The organism is Sphingomonas sp. (genome assembly GCF_024508665.1).
GTDB lineage: Bacteria > Pseudomonadota > Alphaproteobacteria > Sphingomonadales > Sphingomonadaceae > Sphingomonas.
In genome coordinates this window covers 203,381-218,359 of record NZ_JANINP010000002.1, presented here as the reverse complement: position 1 = coordinate 218,359, position 14,979 = coordinate 203,381, and the positions used below count along the sequence as shown (strand labels likewise).

The 14,979-nt window shown below is 64.7% G+C and carries 15 protein-coding genes; 12 read left to right on the top strand and 3 right to left on the bottom strand.

What is annotated here, in order from left to right; translation table 11 throughout:
- Positions 1–95: 95 nt before the first annotated feature.
- Together Q0L25_RS03855 and Q0L25_RS03850 are read right to left on the bottom strand one after the other, a co-directional pair.
- The gene (locus Q0L25_RS03855) at positions 96–1,571 is read right to left on the bottom strand and encodes a hypothetical protein (RefSeq protein ID WP_296611728.1); all 1,476 of its coding nucleotides are present in this window, start codon (positions 1,569–1,571) and stop codon (positions 96–98) included.
- 138 nt (positions 1,572–1,709) lie between these two features.
- Positions 1,710–2,501 carry a DUF2569 family protein gene (locus Q0L25_RS03850; RefSeq protein ID WP_296611727.1) on the bottom strand — a complete coding sequence of 264 codons (792 nt, stop codon included), beginning with the start codon at positions 2,499–2,501 and terminating at the stop codon, positions 1,710–1,712.
- Between the two features lie 870 nt (positions 2,502–3,371).
- Here Q0L25_RS03850 and Q0L25_RS03845 point away from each other — a divergent pair.
- From Q0L25_RS03845 to Q0L25_RS03800, 10 genes are all read left to right on the top strand, one after another.
- Entirely contained in the window at positions 3,372–3,968 is a 597-nt protein-coding gene (locus tag Q0L25_RS03845; RefSeq protein WP_296611725.1) for a hypothetical protein, read from the top strand.
- 127 nt (positions 3,969–4,095) lie between these two features.
- Positions 4,096–4,677: a hypothetical protein gene (locus Q0L25_RS03840; protein ID WP_296611723.1), complete on the top strand. Its 582-nt coding sequence runs from the start codon at positions 4,096–4,098 to the stop codon at positions 4,675–4,677.
- Between the two features lie 27 nt (positions 4,678–4,704).
- Positions 4,705–5,256: a hypothetical protein gene (locus tag Q0L25_RS03835; protein WP_296611721.1), complete on the top strand. Its 552-nt coding sequence runs from the start codon at positions 4,705–4,707 to the stop codon at positions 5,254–5,256.
- A gap of 22 nt (positions 5,257–5,278) precedes the next feature.
- The gene (locus Q0L25_RS03830; protein ID WP_296611719.1) at positions 5,279–5,854 is read left to right on the top strand and encodes a hypothetical protein; all 576 of its coding nucleotides are present in this window, start codon (positions 5,279–5,281) and stop codon (positions 5,852–5,854) included.
- A gap of 2 nt (positions 5,855–5,856) precedes the next feature.
- Positions 5,857–6,453: a hypothetical protein gene (locus Q0L25_RS03825; protein ID WP_296611717.1), complete on the top strand. Its 597-nt coding sequence runs from the start codon at positions 5,857–5,859 to the stop codon at positions 6,451–6,453.
- Position 6,454: 1 nt separating this feature from the next.
- Complete coding sequence (locus Q0L25_RS03820; protein WP_296611715.1) at positions 6,455–7,057, top strand: hypothetical protein; 603 nt, start codon at positions 6,455–6,457, stop codon at positions 7,055–7,057.
- A complete protein-coding gene (locus Q0L25_RS03815) occupies positions 7,057–7,647 on the top strand; it encodes a hypothetical protein (RefSeq protein WP_296611713.1) in 591 nt (196 codons plus the stop codon). Before Q0L25_RS03820 ends, Q0L25_RS03815 begins: the two co-directional genes overlap by 1 nt.
- Before the next feature lie 29 nt (positions 7,648–7,676).
- Positions 7,677–8,423 carry a molecular chaperone gene (locus Q0L25_RS03810; protein WP_066819487.1) on the top strand — a complete coding sequence of 249 codons (747 nt, stop codon included), beginning with the start codon at positions 7,677–7,679 and terminating at the stop codon, positions 8,421–8,423.
- Complete coding sequence (locus tag Q0L25_RS03805) at positions 8,398–10,950, top strand: fimbrial biogenesis outer membrane usher protein (RefSeq protein ID WP_296611710.1); 2,553 nt, start codon at positions 8,398–8,400, stop codon at positions 10,948–10,950. Before Q0L25_RS03810 ends, Q0L25_RS03805 begins: the two co-directional genes overlap by 26 nt.
- Before the next feature lie 2 nt (positions 10,951–10,952).
- Positions 10,953–12,011, top strand: a complete 1,059-nt coding sequence (locus Q0L25_RS03800; protein WP_296611707.1) for a spore coat protein U domain-containing protein — start codon at positions 10,953–10,955, stop codon at positions 12,009–12,011.
- On the opposite strand, the gene Q0L25_RS03795 is transcribed toward Q0L25_RS03800, so the two are convergent.
- Positions 12,006–12,431, bottom strand: coding sequence for a hypothetical protein (locus Q0L25_RS03795; RefSeq protein WP_296611706.1), 426 nt, complete (start codon positions 12,429–12,431; stop codon positions 12,006–12,008). The genes Q0L25_RS03800 and Q0L25_RS03795 overlap by 6 nt on opposite strands.
- A gap of 510 nt (positions 12,432–12,941) precedes the next feature.
- On the opposite strand from Q0L25_RS03795, the gene Q0L25_RS03790 reads away from it, so the two are divergent.
- Both Q0L25_RS03790 and Q0L25_RS03785 read left to right on the top strand, forming a co-directional pair.
- Complete coding sequence (locus Q0L25_RS03790) at positions 12,942–13,790, top strand: SMP-30/gluconolactonase/LRE family protein (RefSeq protein ID WP_296611704.1); 849 nt, start codon at positions 12,942–12,944, stop codon at positions 13,788–13,790.
- Between the two features lie 11 nt (positions 13,791–13,801).
- Positions 13,802–14,953 carry an aldose epimerase family protein gene (locus Q0L25_RS03785; protein WP_296611702.1) on the top strand — a complete coding sequence of 384 codons (1,152 nt, stop codon included), beginning with the start codon at positions 13,802–13,804 and terminating at the stop codon, positions 14,951–14,953.
- The last annotated feature ends 26 nt before the right edge of the window (positions 14,954–14,979 follow it).

Below are 14,979 nucleotides of genomic sequence, written 5' to 3'. Positions count from 1 at the left end.
GCCCCCGACCGCATGCATTAGGCGTACAGAGAAATGAGCTCGAAGGCGAGCCGCCACCGACTACTTGGCTGCGGTCACGAGGCAGGCCGACTATTTCAATAGACGGTGCGGCAGGTGTTCGGCCGACCGCGGATTGGTTCGACCCGATCGTACGTCGTGAATTCCCCATAATCCGGGCCCCGACGATAGGCGCGCATCAGCCGGGCGAAATCGGGATCGGTCGAAAGATACTCGACCAAACCTGTTTTGAGATAACGATTGGGGTAGCGGTCCCCGAGGATACGCCGGGGTGGGTTGCAGGTGAGGTCGTCGACGATGCTGCGCCGGATATCTTGGATCAGTGTCGTCATCGCCGGGTTCGGTCGCTTGGCCCGCAATGCCCCGACCGCATAGAATAACGGCGAGTACGTCACCGAACGGGAGGGCCAGAGGAAATGGCGTTCCTCGGGAACAGGCCAGTAAGCGCTGCCCGAAAGCGCCGCGACGACGTCACCGGGACGGAGGTCGCTGGTGGCAAGCAGCGCATCAGCGTCGTCCCTTGCCCGCAACCCTTGAACGAGCGGAACCGCCAGACAAAAGATCGTCAACGTCGCCAGCCCGATGCCGACGCGCGCAGCAAGAGGCAGCTCGCGGCGACACCGCTCGGCTTCCGCCGCCATGGCGAGCGCAAAACACCCCATCGCCGGCACGCCATGATAGCGCCAACCTTTTCCTTGGAGGAAATAGGCTGCCAGAAATGCCAGACCGGCGACCAGTGCTGCCTGGGCGACCGACGAACGCGGACGGCCATAAAGGGCCAGGCTCAGGAGCAACAGACACGTCATCGTCACGACCGGCTGCGCCAACAGATAGCCGATCGGCCCGCGGTCGCCCTGATAGATCATCAACATCGGCAGGCTGGCGACGAAGTATGCGCTGGCGAACAGCAGGACGCCCACCGCGTAAGTTACGAGCGACGCCGCCAGCGCGAGGGTCTCCGGTCTGAACGTCAGACGGCGCGTGCGAACCAGAAGCAGGATTTCCAGCGCGACCGGGACGAGCAGGAAGTGTGGCTTCAGCGCGATGCCGAAAGCGGCCAGAACTCCGCAGAGGATCGCGATGGACCTACTCGCCGTTAGCCCGTTGGCGCGGCGCGCGACCAGGACGAGGTATGGCACGATCGCGATGAGAGTCAGATGCTCGCGCTGCCCGAACACATCCAGAAACGCGAACAGGGTTATGACGGGAAAACCCAGGACGATCAGCCCGCCGCTCTGCAGGCCCCGGCACAGGCGCCGCACAAGCAGTAACGCGAGGATATCGAGCGCCAGCACGGACGGGATCAGAACATGGTAGCTGCTCACACCGAGCAACCGCGCCAGATCGACGACCGGCACGGCCGCCCAGAACCACAAAGGCGGATTTACCTCGATAATGTCGGTATAGAGCGTGATGCCATGGGCGAGCTGGCGCGCGACCCATAATTGCCAGGCAACGTCGTTGACCAGTTCGGCGTTCCATAGCAGCGCTCCCGCCACGGCCACGAGTAGCAGCGCCACAGCCAGTGGCCAGGCCGGCGTCTCGCGCGGCAATGGCGGTAGGCTATCGCCCGACGATGCCATCGATCATCGCGGCGCGACGCAAGATCTCAATCGAATGAACCCGCCCCATTCGCCTCTGTTATACGGATCGGCGAAAAATGGCGATAAGCGGGCGACGCTCGCGCGTCGCTATGCCGGAACCCGCCACCGGTAGGTCAAGTTCACCCGGCGCGACAGCAGCAGATAGGGGAGCCAGATCGCGACGCTGATCAGCACTTTCTTGAGATTGCCCTGAAGCATGTCGGCGAGCGAGGCGCTCACCGATCCTGGCAGGTTGGCGACATTGCCCATCACGCGCGCGATGCAGATCTGCATCAGCACGTCGATCGCCCAGACCGCGGCCAGGAAGCGCGGGAAGAGCGGGACATGGCGCAGCGCGAGCACGAAGGCGAAGCCGTAGAGGCACGACAGCAATACCAGATCGGCCAGCATCATCGCATAGAGCGTGCGGAACCAGTCGGGCGCCATGCCGCCCAATGCCGGGATGCCGGTCAGGAACTCGAACGTGCGGACGGGGACGTTGATCAGGATGCCGACCAGCAACGAAGCCATGAACCCGGTCGCGCCATAGAGCGGCATTGATCGTGCCGTGACCGCGTCGACCCGTCGCCAACGCCCGATCCTGGCCAGGCGCTGCGTCGGCTGTGCGTGCAGCGCCGTCGCGGGAAAGGCGGACAAGCCGAGCAGGACGGTGACGATCGGCGCGATAACCAGCAACAGATAGGGGAGCGCATTTCCGAGCTCGTCGCCCGGCGTGAGGATCGGCGTCGCGGCGAAGGCGACCCTGAGGCCGCAAGCCAATCCGGCAAGCAATACCCAGACCAGCATCAGCCGAGGCAATCCGACTTCGAGCTTGCAGACCAACGCGAGGCTGCGCGCGGTCAACGCTCGTCCTGCCGGATATTCGCTCAGTGACCTCATCCGGCCTCCCTTGGCTAATGATTAAAGTATCAACCGAAATCCTTGCCGTCTCGTAAAGGTTCCGCGCGGGGTTTGTCCGGGTGTGCCTTTATGGTGCTGATGATTGGATCTCTGCTCCCCTCCCTTCCAGGGAGGGGCTGGGGGTGGGTGCGCGCGTCCGCGCGCTCACAAAGACTCATCCGCGATGTGGCAAGCAGCGACGGTCGAGGCATCGAGCCTCGCCCGACGCTATACCCACCCCTTGATCCCCTCCCTTACAGGGAGGGGAGATGCAGCGGACCCACCGCGATACGGGCCGATCGGCATATATCCTTCGGCCAAGCGCCCCCTTCATCGTCCTGAATTGATTCTCGAACTTTGGTTCCGCGACTCGCCGTCGATTCGGCCCGTTCCGTCGCCGAGTCGCGCCGAGTCGGCCGTGTCGATTCCATCCAACCCTTAACAATCTAACTTAACAAAGTAATAATCATTCACGAAATAGTAACGATATTCCAAAGCAGCGCGTGGCGTTCGGATCGGGCGGGGGGCAAAGGCGGAGAACCGCCGCCAAGTACGGGTTGGACCAGTCCCGCGAAAACCAAAGTTATATTCGTTAATTGTTTCCGACATTTTATAGAATAGATTTTTCGAGAGACTTTGAGTTGAAAGTTTTGTCCCAATAATAAACAAAGAAAATCTCCGATTTAGAGACTCGCTATATCCAAGGTTATAGCCAAGATAACCGGAGCTATAACCTTAATTCGGCAAGTTACCTGAATTGGTTAATGAGTCGTAAAAAATTCTTCTTGCGTTTTTGCCTGCCTCGTCAACAAAAGGGTCATCGTTCATTTGTCCGGGAGGGGGCAGCGAACTGTGACTTGCCGGGGTTCATTGACGACGATCGTGTTGGCGATCGGTATCGCGCTGCTTCCGCAGGGCGCCGCCGCGCAGACGGTCTATGCCGACGGGCAGCCCGGCGTGGTTGGCGGTCATCGCGATCTGCCGGTGATGGTCACCGCGTCGGTCGGCGGCCATTGCGGCTTCGCCACCGGATCGGCGCCCTCGGGTACCTATTCGCAGCCCGATTTCGATGTCGTCGGCCTCAACCACGATTTCACCTTCGCGCTCGATTGCACCGGGCCTTCGCGGGTCGCGGTCGTTTCGGCCAATGGCGGGCTGTTGACCGCCGGCTCCGTGCCGAACGGCTATATCACGCTCGCGCCCTATACCGTGGCGCTCAACGTGGTCGGATCGACCGCGACGGCGACGGGATCGTGCGCGGTCTCGACGCTGACCGTGACGTCCGGCGCGCCCTGCACGTTCCGCGGCCCGGTCAGCCAGTCGCAGGGCCTGCTGCTCAATTCCACGTCGGTCAATCAGCCCGGCACTTATCTTCGCGTCAGCGCCCCGGCCTATAACGGTCCGGGCACGCTGGTCAGCGGCTCCTATTCCGACACCCTGACGGTGACGGTGAGTGCGGCGTCATGAGGATGTCCGCGCAAACGTCCGCTTTTCCCGCCCTCGGGGGAACCGGTCGAACTTCAACCGAGGGTGGGCGGAACCGTCCGGGGGGGCAGTGCTCGCCAACGGCAACATCTGTGAAAGGGACAGTACAGTGAACAAGTTGATCCTTATGGCGCTCGGCGCCGGTTCGATGATCGCGATCGCGGCGCCTGCCGCGGCGCAGAATGTGACGGGTACGGTTAACATCACCGGTTCGGTGGCGCCGAAGTGTCTGGTCGTTCCCGGCTCGGGCTCGACGTTCGGCACGACCGTTGCGCTCGGCGAACTCGCCGACACCACCGGTAAGATGCGCACCGACCTCGCCGCCTCGTTCAACGCCAGCGCCGGGCTCACCGCTCGCGTCGTCTGCACCTCGGCCGCGCCGACGATCAGCGTCGACGCCGACCCGATCACGGCGGCCACCGCGCTCGGCGGCGGCGGCTATGACAACAGCATCGATTTCACCGCCAGCGTCGCGGTGACCACGACTGCCGGCGCCGCGGGCCCGTTCACCAACGACAGCGCCGCTGCCGCCGGTGCCGATACCGCGATCGGCGGCCGCCTGGCCAACAACGGCTCGGACAACATCGCCATCAGCGCGTCGAACTTCCGCACCGACACGGTCAACGACCTGCTGGCCGCGGATCCGACCTACACCGGCAAGATCACCGTCGTGATCAAGCCGGGCGCGTAATCGACTTCCAAACGGGGAATGTTTGACATGAAGACCTCGATCCTTGCCGCCGCAGCGGTCATCGCCGCCACGGCAGCGTTGCCCGCCGCCGCGCAGAATGCGACGGGTACGGTTACGATCAACGGCTCGGTCGCCGACCGTTGCCAGTTCACCTTGCCGTCCGACGTGATCAATGCCGGCGAGCTGTCGCTGCAGGGATCGGGGTCCACCGCCGGCAAGCTGGATCCCAGCAAGCTCGACGGCCAGACCCGTACCTTGCAGGGCTGGTGCAACGGCACTGCCGCCACCATGAGCGTGGAGGCGCAGCGCCTGGTCAACACGACCTTCACCACCACCCCGCCGGCCGGGTTCGACCGGGTGGTGAACTACACCGCCACCGCGACCGCCAACAGCGCCAACGCCACCGACACGTCGGTAACCGACGGTGCCGGCACGGCCGTTCCGGTCGGCCTGTTCACGGGTGACGTGAAGGTCACGCTGTCCGGCTCGTCGAGCCCGACCAGCGGACTGCTCGTCGCGGGCGACTATTCGGGTCAGGTCCTGGTGACGCTGACTCCGTCGGTCACTCCGGCGCCCTGATCGTCCTGACGGAGAAGCTGCGATGAAGCGCCTCGCTCTTACCCTGCTCGCCGCGGTCGCCCTTCCGGGTATCGCGCACGCCCAGGCCACCGACACCGCCACCGCCGATGTCGGCGTCTCGGGCACGGTCGCCAGGCTGTGCATGCTCGGCACGCCGACGCCCGCGCCGGTCGATGTCGGCCAGATGGCGAACACGTCGGGAGCGAGGGTCGGCAAGATCGCGGTCATCGCACCGCGCACGGTCACCTTGCCGGGCTCGTTCTGCAACTTCGCGGGATCGGCCATCACGGTGACCGCGACCGCCCTGGTGTCGAACGACGCCAGCGCGGTCGAGCCCGGCTTCGCCAAGGCGGTCAATTATACCGCCGAGGTAACCAATTGGGCGGCGGGGACGGCATCGGTGACCACCGCTGCCACCGCCGGGGGCGGGTCGCCGACCGCGTCGGCGACCGGGCCCACGCAGCCGGCGCCCAAGGTCGCGGATCTCAACGTGACCTTGTCCAATTTTACCGCACCGTCCGACTTCCTGCTCACCGCCGGCGCCTATAGCGGCCTGGTCGTGGTCAAGCTTGGACCGGTCGCTTCGGGGGGAGAGTGATCATGACGCGTAACCTGAAACGCCCTAACCTGAAACGCTGGGCCATCCTGTCGGCGGCAGCGCTCGCGGTCGCCTGGAGCGGCGCCGCCGCGGCCCAGAGCGAAGGCGGCAGCGACACCGACACCAAGAATTTCGCGGTCGTCGGCAATGTGCCTGCGATGTGCGTGGGCGGGACGATCGCCGGCACCGGCGGCACGTTCGACATGGGCGTATTGATCGACCTCAACACCGGCCTGTTGCGCACCGACCTGGCGGCTCCGCCCAAGGTCCTGTCGGGCTCGTTCTGCAGCGCGCGCAGCACCATCACCGTCAATGCGACGCCGATGGCCGCGCAGACCTTTACCAGCACGCCGCCGACCGGCTTCTCGCGCGTGGTCGACTATACCGCGACCGCCGCCGGCTGGACGACGACACCTGCCAGCTACGCGACCGGCGCGGCCAGCAACCCCGCCGCGGTCCAGACGCGCGCGACGGCGTTCTCCGGCGACATCACCGTCTCGGTCGGCAATTTCTCGACCAATGGCGGCGCGACGCAGCGCCTGGTCGCCGATACCAATTATCAGGGCAACGTCACCGTTACGTTGGCCGTGGCGTCCTGAGATGCCACGCGGCCTCCGCCTTGAAACGGTCTTGGTCGTCGGCGGGCTCCTCGCCTGGGCATCCCCCGCATTTGCCCAGTCGACCGTGGCGACCAAGACCCTGCCGGTTACAGGCAATGCCCCGCCGGTATGCGCGGTGGGCACGCCCCGGCTGGCGGCGGGCAACCAGATCAATTTCCGCGGACTGAGCGGCAACACGCTGCAGATCGACCAGATGATCGATCCGACCACGCTGGCGGTCGCCGCCGCGTCGGTCGACGTCAAGTTCGACGCGGTGTGCAACTATCCGCACCGGCTGCGCCTAGAATCGCAGAATAACGGCCTGTGGCCGACCCTGCAGCGTACCCAGGCGCCCGCGCCCGGCTTCGGCTCGGCGGTGCCCTATCGCGCGACGGTGATGTGGGGCGTGGTCAACGGCGTGCTCAACGCCGACGCCGTGGCGCGCCGCGTCAACGACCAGCGATTCAACGTCGACCTGCCGACGGCGGGTGAGATCGACCTGAAACTCAACATCGCGCCGGGTGCATCCAACGCCCGCGACAACGCCCCGCTGCCGGCCGGCGATTATGCCGACACGATGCGGATATTCGTGGAGCCGCGCTGATGCACCGCATCGCCCTCATCGTCCCGGCCGTGCTCGCGACCTGCGTCGCGGCGCTGGCGCAGGCGCAGACCGTCAATCCCAACGACACTGGCCAGGGACGGCTGGAGATCGCCGGGCGGGCGCCGCCGGCCTGCGTGCTCAACGCGCCGACCGCGTCGGGCGGGCAGAACGCCACCTTTACCGGCATCGGCGCGACGAGCGGCGAGATCCGCATCATCGAATTCGGCGATCCGCAGACCGCGCAACCGCGCGGCGCGGCGATCAACCTGGCGCTGCCGGTGATCTGCAATTCCGCGCACAAGCTGACCGTGACCAGCGCCAATGGCGGGCTGCTGCGCGACGGCGGCAATGCGCGCAATCGCCAGTCGCCGACCGGGTTCGGCGAATTCGTCGGCTATCAGATCAGCGCGAACTGGGCGGGCCAGAACGCCAGCGTGCAGACCATCAACAGCAACGTCCTGGCGATCACGAGCGCCGACGGCGGCGCGGGCGACATGGGCCTGACGATCACGGTGCCGCCGGGGGGCGGCCCCCTGGTCGCCGGCCGCTACGCGGACACCGTCACGGTACAATTTGAAGCAGCTTTCTAAACGACCCAGCGGAGGGGGAAGTGAAGAGAATGAAGAGGATATTGATGAGTGCGGCCTTTGCGGCCGCCCTCGTCCTGCCACAGCAGATCGCTGTGGCGATGACGGTCCAGCCGGTCATCATCAACTTGAAGCAATCGGGCAACGGGATGACTCAGATCATCACCGTCGAGAACACGTTCGCGACGCCGTTGCCGGTCGAATTGCGCGTGCAATCGCTCGAGTTCGACGAGAACGGCGTCAAGGAAACGGGCAAGGATCCGGGCGACCTGCTGATCTTTCCGCCCCAGGCCCTGATCCAGCCGGGGCAGACCCAGTCGTTTCGCGTGCAATATGTCGGCGACCCCGAGCTCAAGACCAGCAAGCATTATTACGTCACCGTGGCGCAGCTGCCGGTGAAGCTGCCGGCGGGCCAGTCGGCGATCCAGATCCTGTATAATTTCCAGGTTCTGGTCAGCATCGCGCCGAACGGCGTGAAGCCGGCGATCAAGGTGCAGAGCGCGGAAATCGGGCACAATCCGGCAGGCAAGCCGATTCCGCTGGTCACGCTGACCAACGCGTCGGCCGCTTACGGCTATCTGTCCGAAGGGCGGCTGCGGATCGTGGAAAAGGACGCGGCGGGCAAGGAAGTGTTCCGCCGCACGTTGTCGGGTCCGGAAACGCAGCAAACGATTGGGTTCGGTTTGGTGGGGGCCAACCAGACGCGGCGCATGTCGCTGCCGATTGAGTTGCCGGTGGATGGGGGCAGCGTCGATGTCAGCTTCACGCCAGACGGCTAAGCGGCTCACCAGCCGCGTGATCGGCCTGATGCTCGCCAGCGCGAGCATCGGCGGGCTGTGCGCGCCGGCGCGGGCCAATAGCGACAGCCAGCAAGGCGTCGTGCCGCAATCGCAGGAGCGGCGCGTCACGATCGACGCGCCGACCGCACCGACCGATCAACCGCAAACCAACCTCAACCCGACCGGACGCGACATCGTGCTGACGGTGCCGGTGAAGGATGGCGGAACGTATCTCGGCGACATGCCGCTGACGATCACCGCCGCGGGCAAGCTGGAATTCCCGGCGCAGCGCCTGCTCGACTTGCTGTCGAACGTCCTCAACCAGCAATCCTTCACCGCGATCCAGTCAGCCCTGTCGACCAAGGCAGTGCTCACTCCGGCCGATTTCGAAGCGGCCGGCGTCGGCATTCGCTACAACCCGCAGACGCTCGAGCTCAACCTGACGATCGCCGCCGAACGGCGCGCGTCGCGGTCGCTGACGGTCAGCCCGCTCGACCGCAACCGGGTCGGCAGCTTCGCCGCGCCGGCGGACTGGAGCGCCTATCTCAACATCCGCGGCTCGGAAGATTATATCCATGCCGGCGGCGAAAAGGGCTTTGCCTCGCCGATCTTCTCGCTCGACGGCGCGACGCGGATCGGCGGCGTGGTCGCCGAAGGCGAAGCGATCTGGCAGCCCGGATCGAGCGGCGTCGATTTCCAGCGGCTGGGGTCGCGGCTGGTCTATGACGACGAGAAGAACCTGGTGCGCTGGACGGCGGGCGACCTGCAGACCGTCTCGCGCGGTTTCCAGTCGGCGCCCGACATTGCGGGCATCTCGATCTTTCGGTCGTACAGCGTCCTGCAACCGCAGCAGCTGGTCCGCCCGCGCGGCGATCGCAGCTTCCAGCTGAGCCGCCCCTCGACCGTCGAGGTCCAGGTCAACGGCCAGATCGTCCGGCGCCTCCAGCTCGCGCCCGGCACCTATAATCTGCGCGATTTCCCGTTCACCCAGGGCGCGAACGATATCCGCCTGTCGGTGATCGACGATACCGGACGCACCGATCTGTTGCGGTTCAACCTGTTCCTCGACCAGTCGCAACTGGCCAAGGGATTGAGCGAATTCGGCCTTTATGCCGGCGTGCTCAACCCGCTGGGGCTGCATGGCCCGCATTATACCGACAAATTCGCCTTCACCGGCTTCTACCGCCGCGGCATCAGCGACTTCCTGACGCTGGGCGTCAACGCCCAGGCCGACAAGAACACCCAGATGGGTGGCGTCGAGGCGGTCGTGGCGACGCCGTTCGGCACCTTTGCCGGCAATTTCTCTTTGTCGAACATCAAGGGTTCGCATACCGGCCACGCCGCGACGCTGACCTTTCAGCGGCTGATCAACCGCTCCAGCGGGCAAGCGGATTCGCTCAACTTGTTCGTCGAGACGCGGAGTCGCTATTTCGCTCCTGTCGGCGTGCTGGTTCCCGACAACCAGTTCCAGTTCGAAGTGGGCGGCGGCTATTCGCACACGTTCAACGAGCGGCTCTATGCCGGTTTCGACGGACGCTTTTCCAAGGGGCGTGGCGCGCAACCCGATCTGCACACCTACCGGGTCACCACCGGCTATCGGATCTCCTCGACCGCGACGGTGACGGCCGATGCGCGTTGGGAACGCGACAATAACGGGTCGCGCTTCGGCGGGCTGGTCTCGCTGGTCATCCGGCTTGGTCGCTATTCCACCGCGCGCGCCGACTATGACAGTCGCGGCAACCGGGTACGGACATCTTTCCAGACGCTCTATGGACAGGGGGTCGGATCGTACAACATGACCGCCGATGTCGAACGCAGCGATGCCGGTTCGGGAGTCAACTTCACCGGCAATTACTATACCAACCGCGCCGAGCTGGGCCTCAGCCACTTCGGTACCTTCCAGGATACGTTCGGCAGCGTCACGTCGCAGCGCACGTCGTTCCGCTTCGGCACCTCGCTGGCTGTCGCCGACGGCACCTTCTCGGTCGGACGGCCGATCTACGACAGCTTCGCGATCGTCACGCCGTACAAGACGCTCGACGGCACCAATGTCGTCGTCTCGCCGTCGCCGTTCGGCTATACCGCGAACAGCGGTGCGCTCAGGGCGGGTACCGAGCCCAGCCTGAGTTCCTATGCGGAGCGGACGATCGCGGTCGACGCGCCCAATGCGAAACCGGGCGTCGATCTGGGCCAGGGGTCGTTCCGATTGCTGCCGCCGTACCGGAGCGGTTACAAGCTTGTGGTTGGATCGGCCTATTCGGTGACCGCGATCGGTCGCCTGCTCGACATCGACGGCGAGCCCGTCTCGCTGGTCAGCGGCACCGCGGTCGAGGTCGCGCATCCCGAACGCACGCCGATCACCGTGTTCACCAACCGTGAAGGCAGGTTCGGGATCGGCGGACTGGCGCCGGGCAAATGGCGCATCACCATGCTCGACGACAAGAAATCAGTCTTCGAGATCACCATTCCCGGCAACGCGGACGGGCTTGTCCGTGTCGACGAACTCAAAGCGGTCAAAGGGCAGTAAGTATGGCCTTGTCTCTGTTTCGACACGCACTTCTGGCGTTGGCGGTCGCCGCCGGGGCATTCCCCGGCGCGGCGTTCGCGGCCGGCAAATGCGGTCTCACCACGGTCAGCGGCGGTACCGCCAACCTGACGTATGATCCGTTCAACGGCACCACCACATCGATCAACCTGACCGGGGTGCAATTGTCGCGTGTCAATGGTGCGGGCGGCGAGAAGACCGCGAACATCGAATTCTATGTCAAGGGCACGACCGCGGCGCAGAACGGCACGATCCTCATCCCGATCAGCGCGACGGGATCCGGATCCGGCGGGCCGACCGGCAGCAATATCTTCTTCGGCACCAATCAGACTCCGCCGATCCTCAACATCAACGCCGGCAGCCCGGCGCCGGGCGTATTCCGCTGGGCATTCACCGGTAACAACGCCGCGTCGGACGTGTTCACGCTCAACATGACGTTGCAGTTGCCGCCCAATCTCAACCTGAACGCGGGTTCCACTCTGCCGTTCGACATCGTCTATAGCTGCAACGGCACCGGCGGTGGCGGTCCGTTCACCGACACCGGCACGGTCAGCAATGCGATTGTCGTCAACGTGATCGTGCTGAGTGGCCTCCAAGCGAGCTATGTCGGCACCAATCTCGATTTCGGTGAAGTCGGTAACCTGACCACCGCGCAGGTCCTGGCCGCGCCGGCGACCTATACGACGCCGACCACCAATTATATCCGCGTCGCCAGTTCGGGCCCCTACAAGGTCGATATCGCCTCGCAGAACAACTACAAGCTGACCTTCGCGGGCGGCTCGCTGGCCAATGCCAATCAGACGCTCGCCTATAAGGCGCTGTTCCTGGGTCAGGCGCGAACGACCGCCAGCCCGACCTTCACGACGGTCACCTGCGTGCGCGCTGGCACCGACGCTGCGGCCGGCATCCTGCCGATCCGGGCGACGTTGCTCGAAGGCGGGCAGGGCAAGACGCCCGCCTCGGTCTATAGCGACACGATCACCGTCACGGTGACGCCGTTATTGTCGACGGCGCCATCGCAACAGAATTGTCCCGCCTTATAGCGCGACGATCCGGAACGAGATCGTTCCCGGCTCGACGCCCTTCGGCAAATCCAGCGAAACCGCGTGGGCAGCAATGCCTGCGCGGTTCGACTTGGTCACGCGGACCGTGCCGTCCTTGCCGAGCGGCACTTTCTGGCCGTCGACCAGCAGGCTCGCCTTGGTCATGTTCGCCGAATAATCGGCATAGACTTCGTAGCCGTTAGGGCTGTTGCAGAATTCGTTGAGCGAGCCGAGCGAGACCTGGCCGCCCTGGGCGGGGACCATGGCGGCGTCGACCGTGGCACGACACACCACCGGCACGAAGCCGCTGATGCCGATCGTGTACTGGGCCGAACCGACCGAGACATGGGGATCGGCCGCCTGGGCGGCAGAGGACGCGACCGCGAAAGCCGCGACTAAAGCAATACAAACGTTCTTCATGTCGGCATCCTTGGATAGAAACGCGAGGATGCTTATGACAGCGACGTGTGAACACCCGGTCGTCCGGCATGGTAAAGGCGCGGATAACCTTTGGCGTGGTCTTCGCGGATGCTGTGAGCAGGATGCGGGCAACTCATGGGTTGTGACCGGGCGTTCCGAATTGAGAATAGAAGATGGCCGGAAGACCGGGCGCGCAGACGTGTCGACAGGAAAAGGCGTCGCGAGATCGGGCTAGCGCCATAAGTCGGAGACCGCCGCCGTCTCGCACTTGGCCAGCGCTCCCTCTCGCCCTTTTTGTAAGACAAATAGGGTTCCTATCTCCTTGATTGACGCTATCAACCCACAACCGCCCTGGTCACGATGGTGGAATACGGAGGGGTTGATGGGTTCGGAAGTAGCGAGGCGCGGATTGGACAGGCGCCGCATGACCGACCGCCGCCGCGCCGAACTGGAGTCCGCCGTCAACCATCGGCGCGCCGCCCAGCGCGGGCTTGCCAGGGTCAGCCGTTGATGCCGGATGTCCGGCTAATCGAGCGCGACCGTCGCGACCGCTTGGGGGAGGGGCTGCTCTGGTCCGCTCGTGAAGCCGCGCTCTATTGGGTCGACATCCTGGACGCGCGCGTCAATCGCCTCGATTTGGCCAGCGGGCGAGTCGACAATTGGGCGATGCCCGACACGATCGGCTGGTTGATCGAGCGCGAGAGCGGCGGGTTCGTCGCCGGGCTGGGCCGTGCCTTTGTCGCGTTGTCGTTCGATCCATTGGCCATCGAACCGATTGCCGAGCCCGAGCCCGAGCGCGACGGAAATCGCTTCAACGATGCCAAGGCGGACGCCGCGGGACGCATCTGGGCGGGGTCGATGCCGTTCACTTGCGACCGCCCGAGTGGCTCTTTCTATCGGCTCGATCCTGACGGACAGGTGGCGCGGATCGAGGACGGCTATACGATCCCCAACGGTCCCGCGATCGGCGACGGGTTCCTGTTCCACACCGACACCGCGCTCGACACGATCTTCCGCTATCCGGTCAATGACGATGGCAGCGTAGGGCCGCGCGAGCCGCATATCATATTCGAACCCGATTGGGGGCATCCGGACGGCATGACGATCGATGCCGATGGTCACTTATGGGTGGCGTGCTGGGGCGGCTCGTGCGTGGCGCGCTTCGATCCGACGGGCCGGCGGGAGCGAACCATCGCCTTGCCGGCCTCGCAGATCACCAACGTCGCATTTGCGGGCAACGCGCTCGACCGGATGTTCGTGACCTCGGCCGCCGACGGCGTCGACGAGCCACAAGCCGGGTGCCTGTTCGAAGTCGATCCCGGCTGTCGCGGCATTTCCCCCTATCGTTACCTCGGATGAAGGAGACAGGCATGGCGCCGCGTTCACTGATATTGGCCGCGATGCTGATCGGCGCCGCCACGCCTGCGATGGCGGCAGAGGCGCGGCAATCGAGTTTCGGCCGGCTGCCCGACGGGCGGTCGGTGCCCGCGGTGACGTTGACCAACAAGGCTGGTATATCGGCAACGGTCATTGGCTATGGAGCGACGCTGCAGTCGCTCGTGATGCCCGACCGCGCGGGGAAGCGCGCCGACGTGCTGCTCGGCTACGACACGATCGAAGAGTATCTCAAGACGCCGCAATATTTCGGCTCGACGGTGGGACGATTCGCCAACCGCATCGCCCGCGGCCACTTTTCACTCGACGGGCGCGATTATCGCGTGCCGGTCAACAACGGCAAGAACTCGCTCCATGGCGGCACCGTCGGCTTCGACAAGGTGTTGTGGTCGGTGGTTTCCGTAAAATCCGGTCCTACGGCAGCGGTGACGCTGCGCTATGTCAGCCGCGATGGCGATCAGGGCTATCCAGGCACGCTGACTGTCGATGCGACTTATTCGCTCGACGAGAAGAACGCGCTCAGCATCGAATATCGCGCGACCACCGACGCGCCGACGATCGCGAACGTCACCAATCACGCTTATTGGAACCTGTCCGGCGAGGGATCGGACAATGGCGCGATGGGAACCGTGGTGACGATCCCGGCCGACTCCTATCTGCCGACCGACGACGGCGCGATCCCGACCGGAGAAATGCGCCCGGTCAAGGGAACGGTGTTCGACTTCCGCACCCCGCACGCGGTCGGTGAACGAGTTCGCGACGCGCGGGACGAGCAACTCGTTTACGGCCGCGGCTATGACCATAATTGGGTGATCGGGCGCCGGATCACGCCGGACCAGCATTTGATGGCGCGCGTCTTCGATCCGAAATCCGGGCGCGGGTTCGAACTCTGGTCGAACCAGCCGGGACTGCAATTCTATTCGGGCAATTTCCTCGACGGCACATCGTCCGGCAAGGCCAAGCGTATTTATCGCGAGGGCGACGCGATCGTGATGGAGCCGCAACTCTTTCCCGACACGCCCAATCAGCCGGCTTTCGGTTCGGCGCGCCTGGCGCCGGGTCAGGTCTATCGTAATGTCATGACCTATCGCCTGACGACAGGGCAGACCGCCAGCCGTCGCCGGTAAAGTTGGTTTCGGCGTCGCCGGACGGC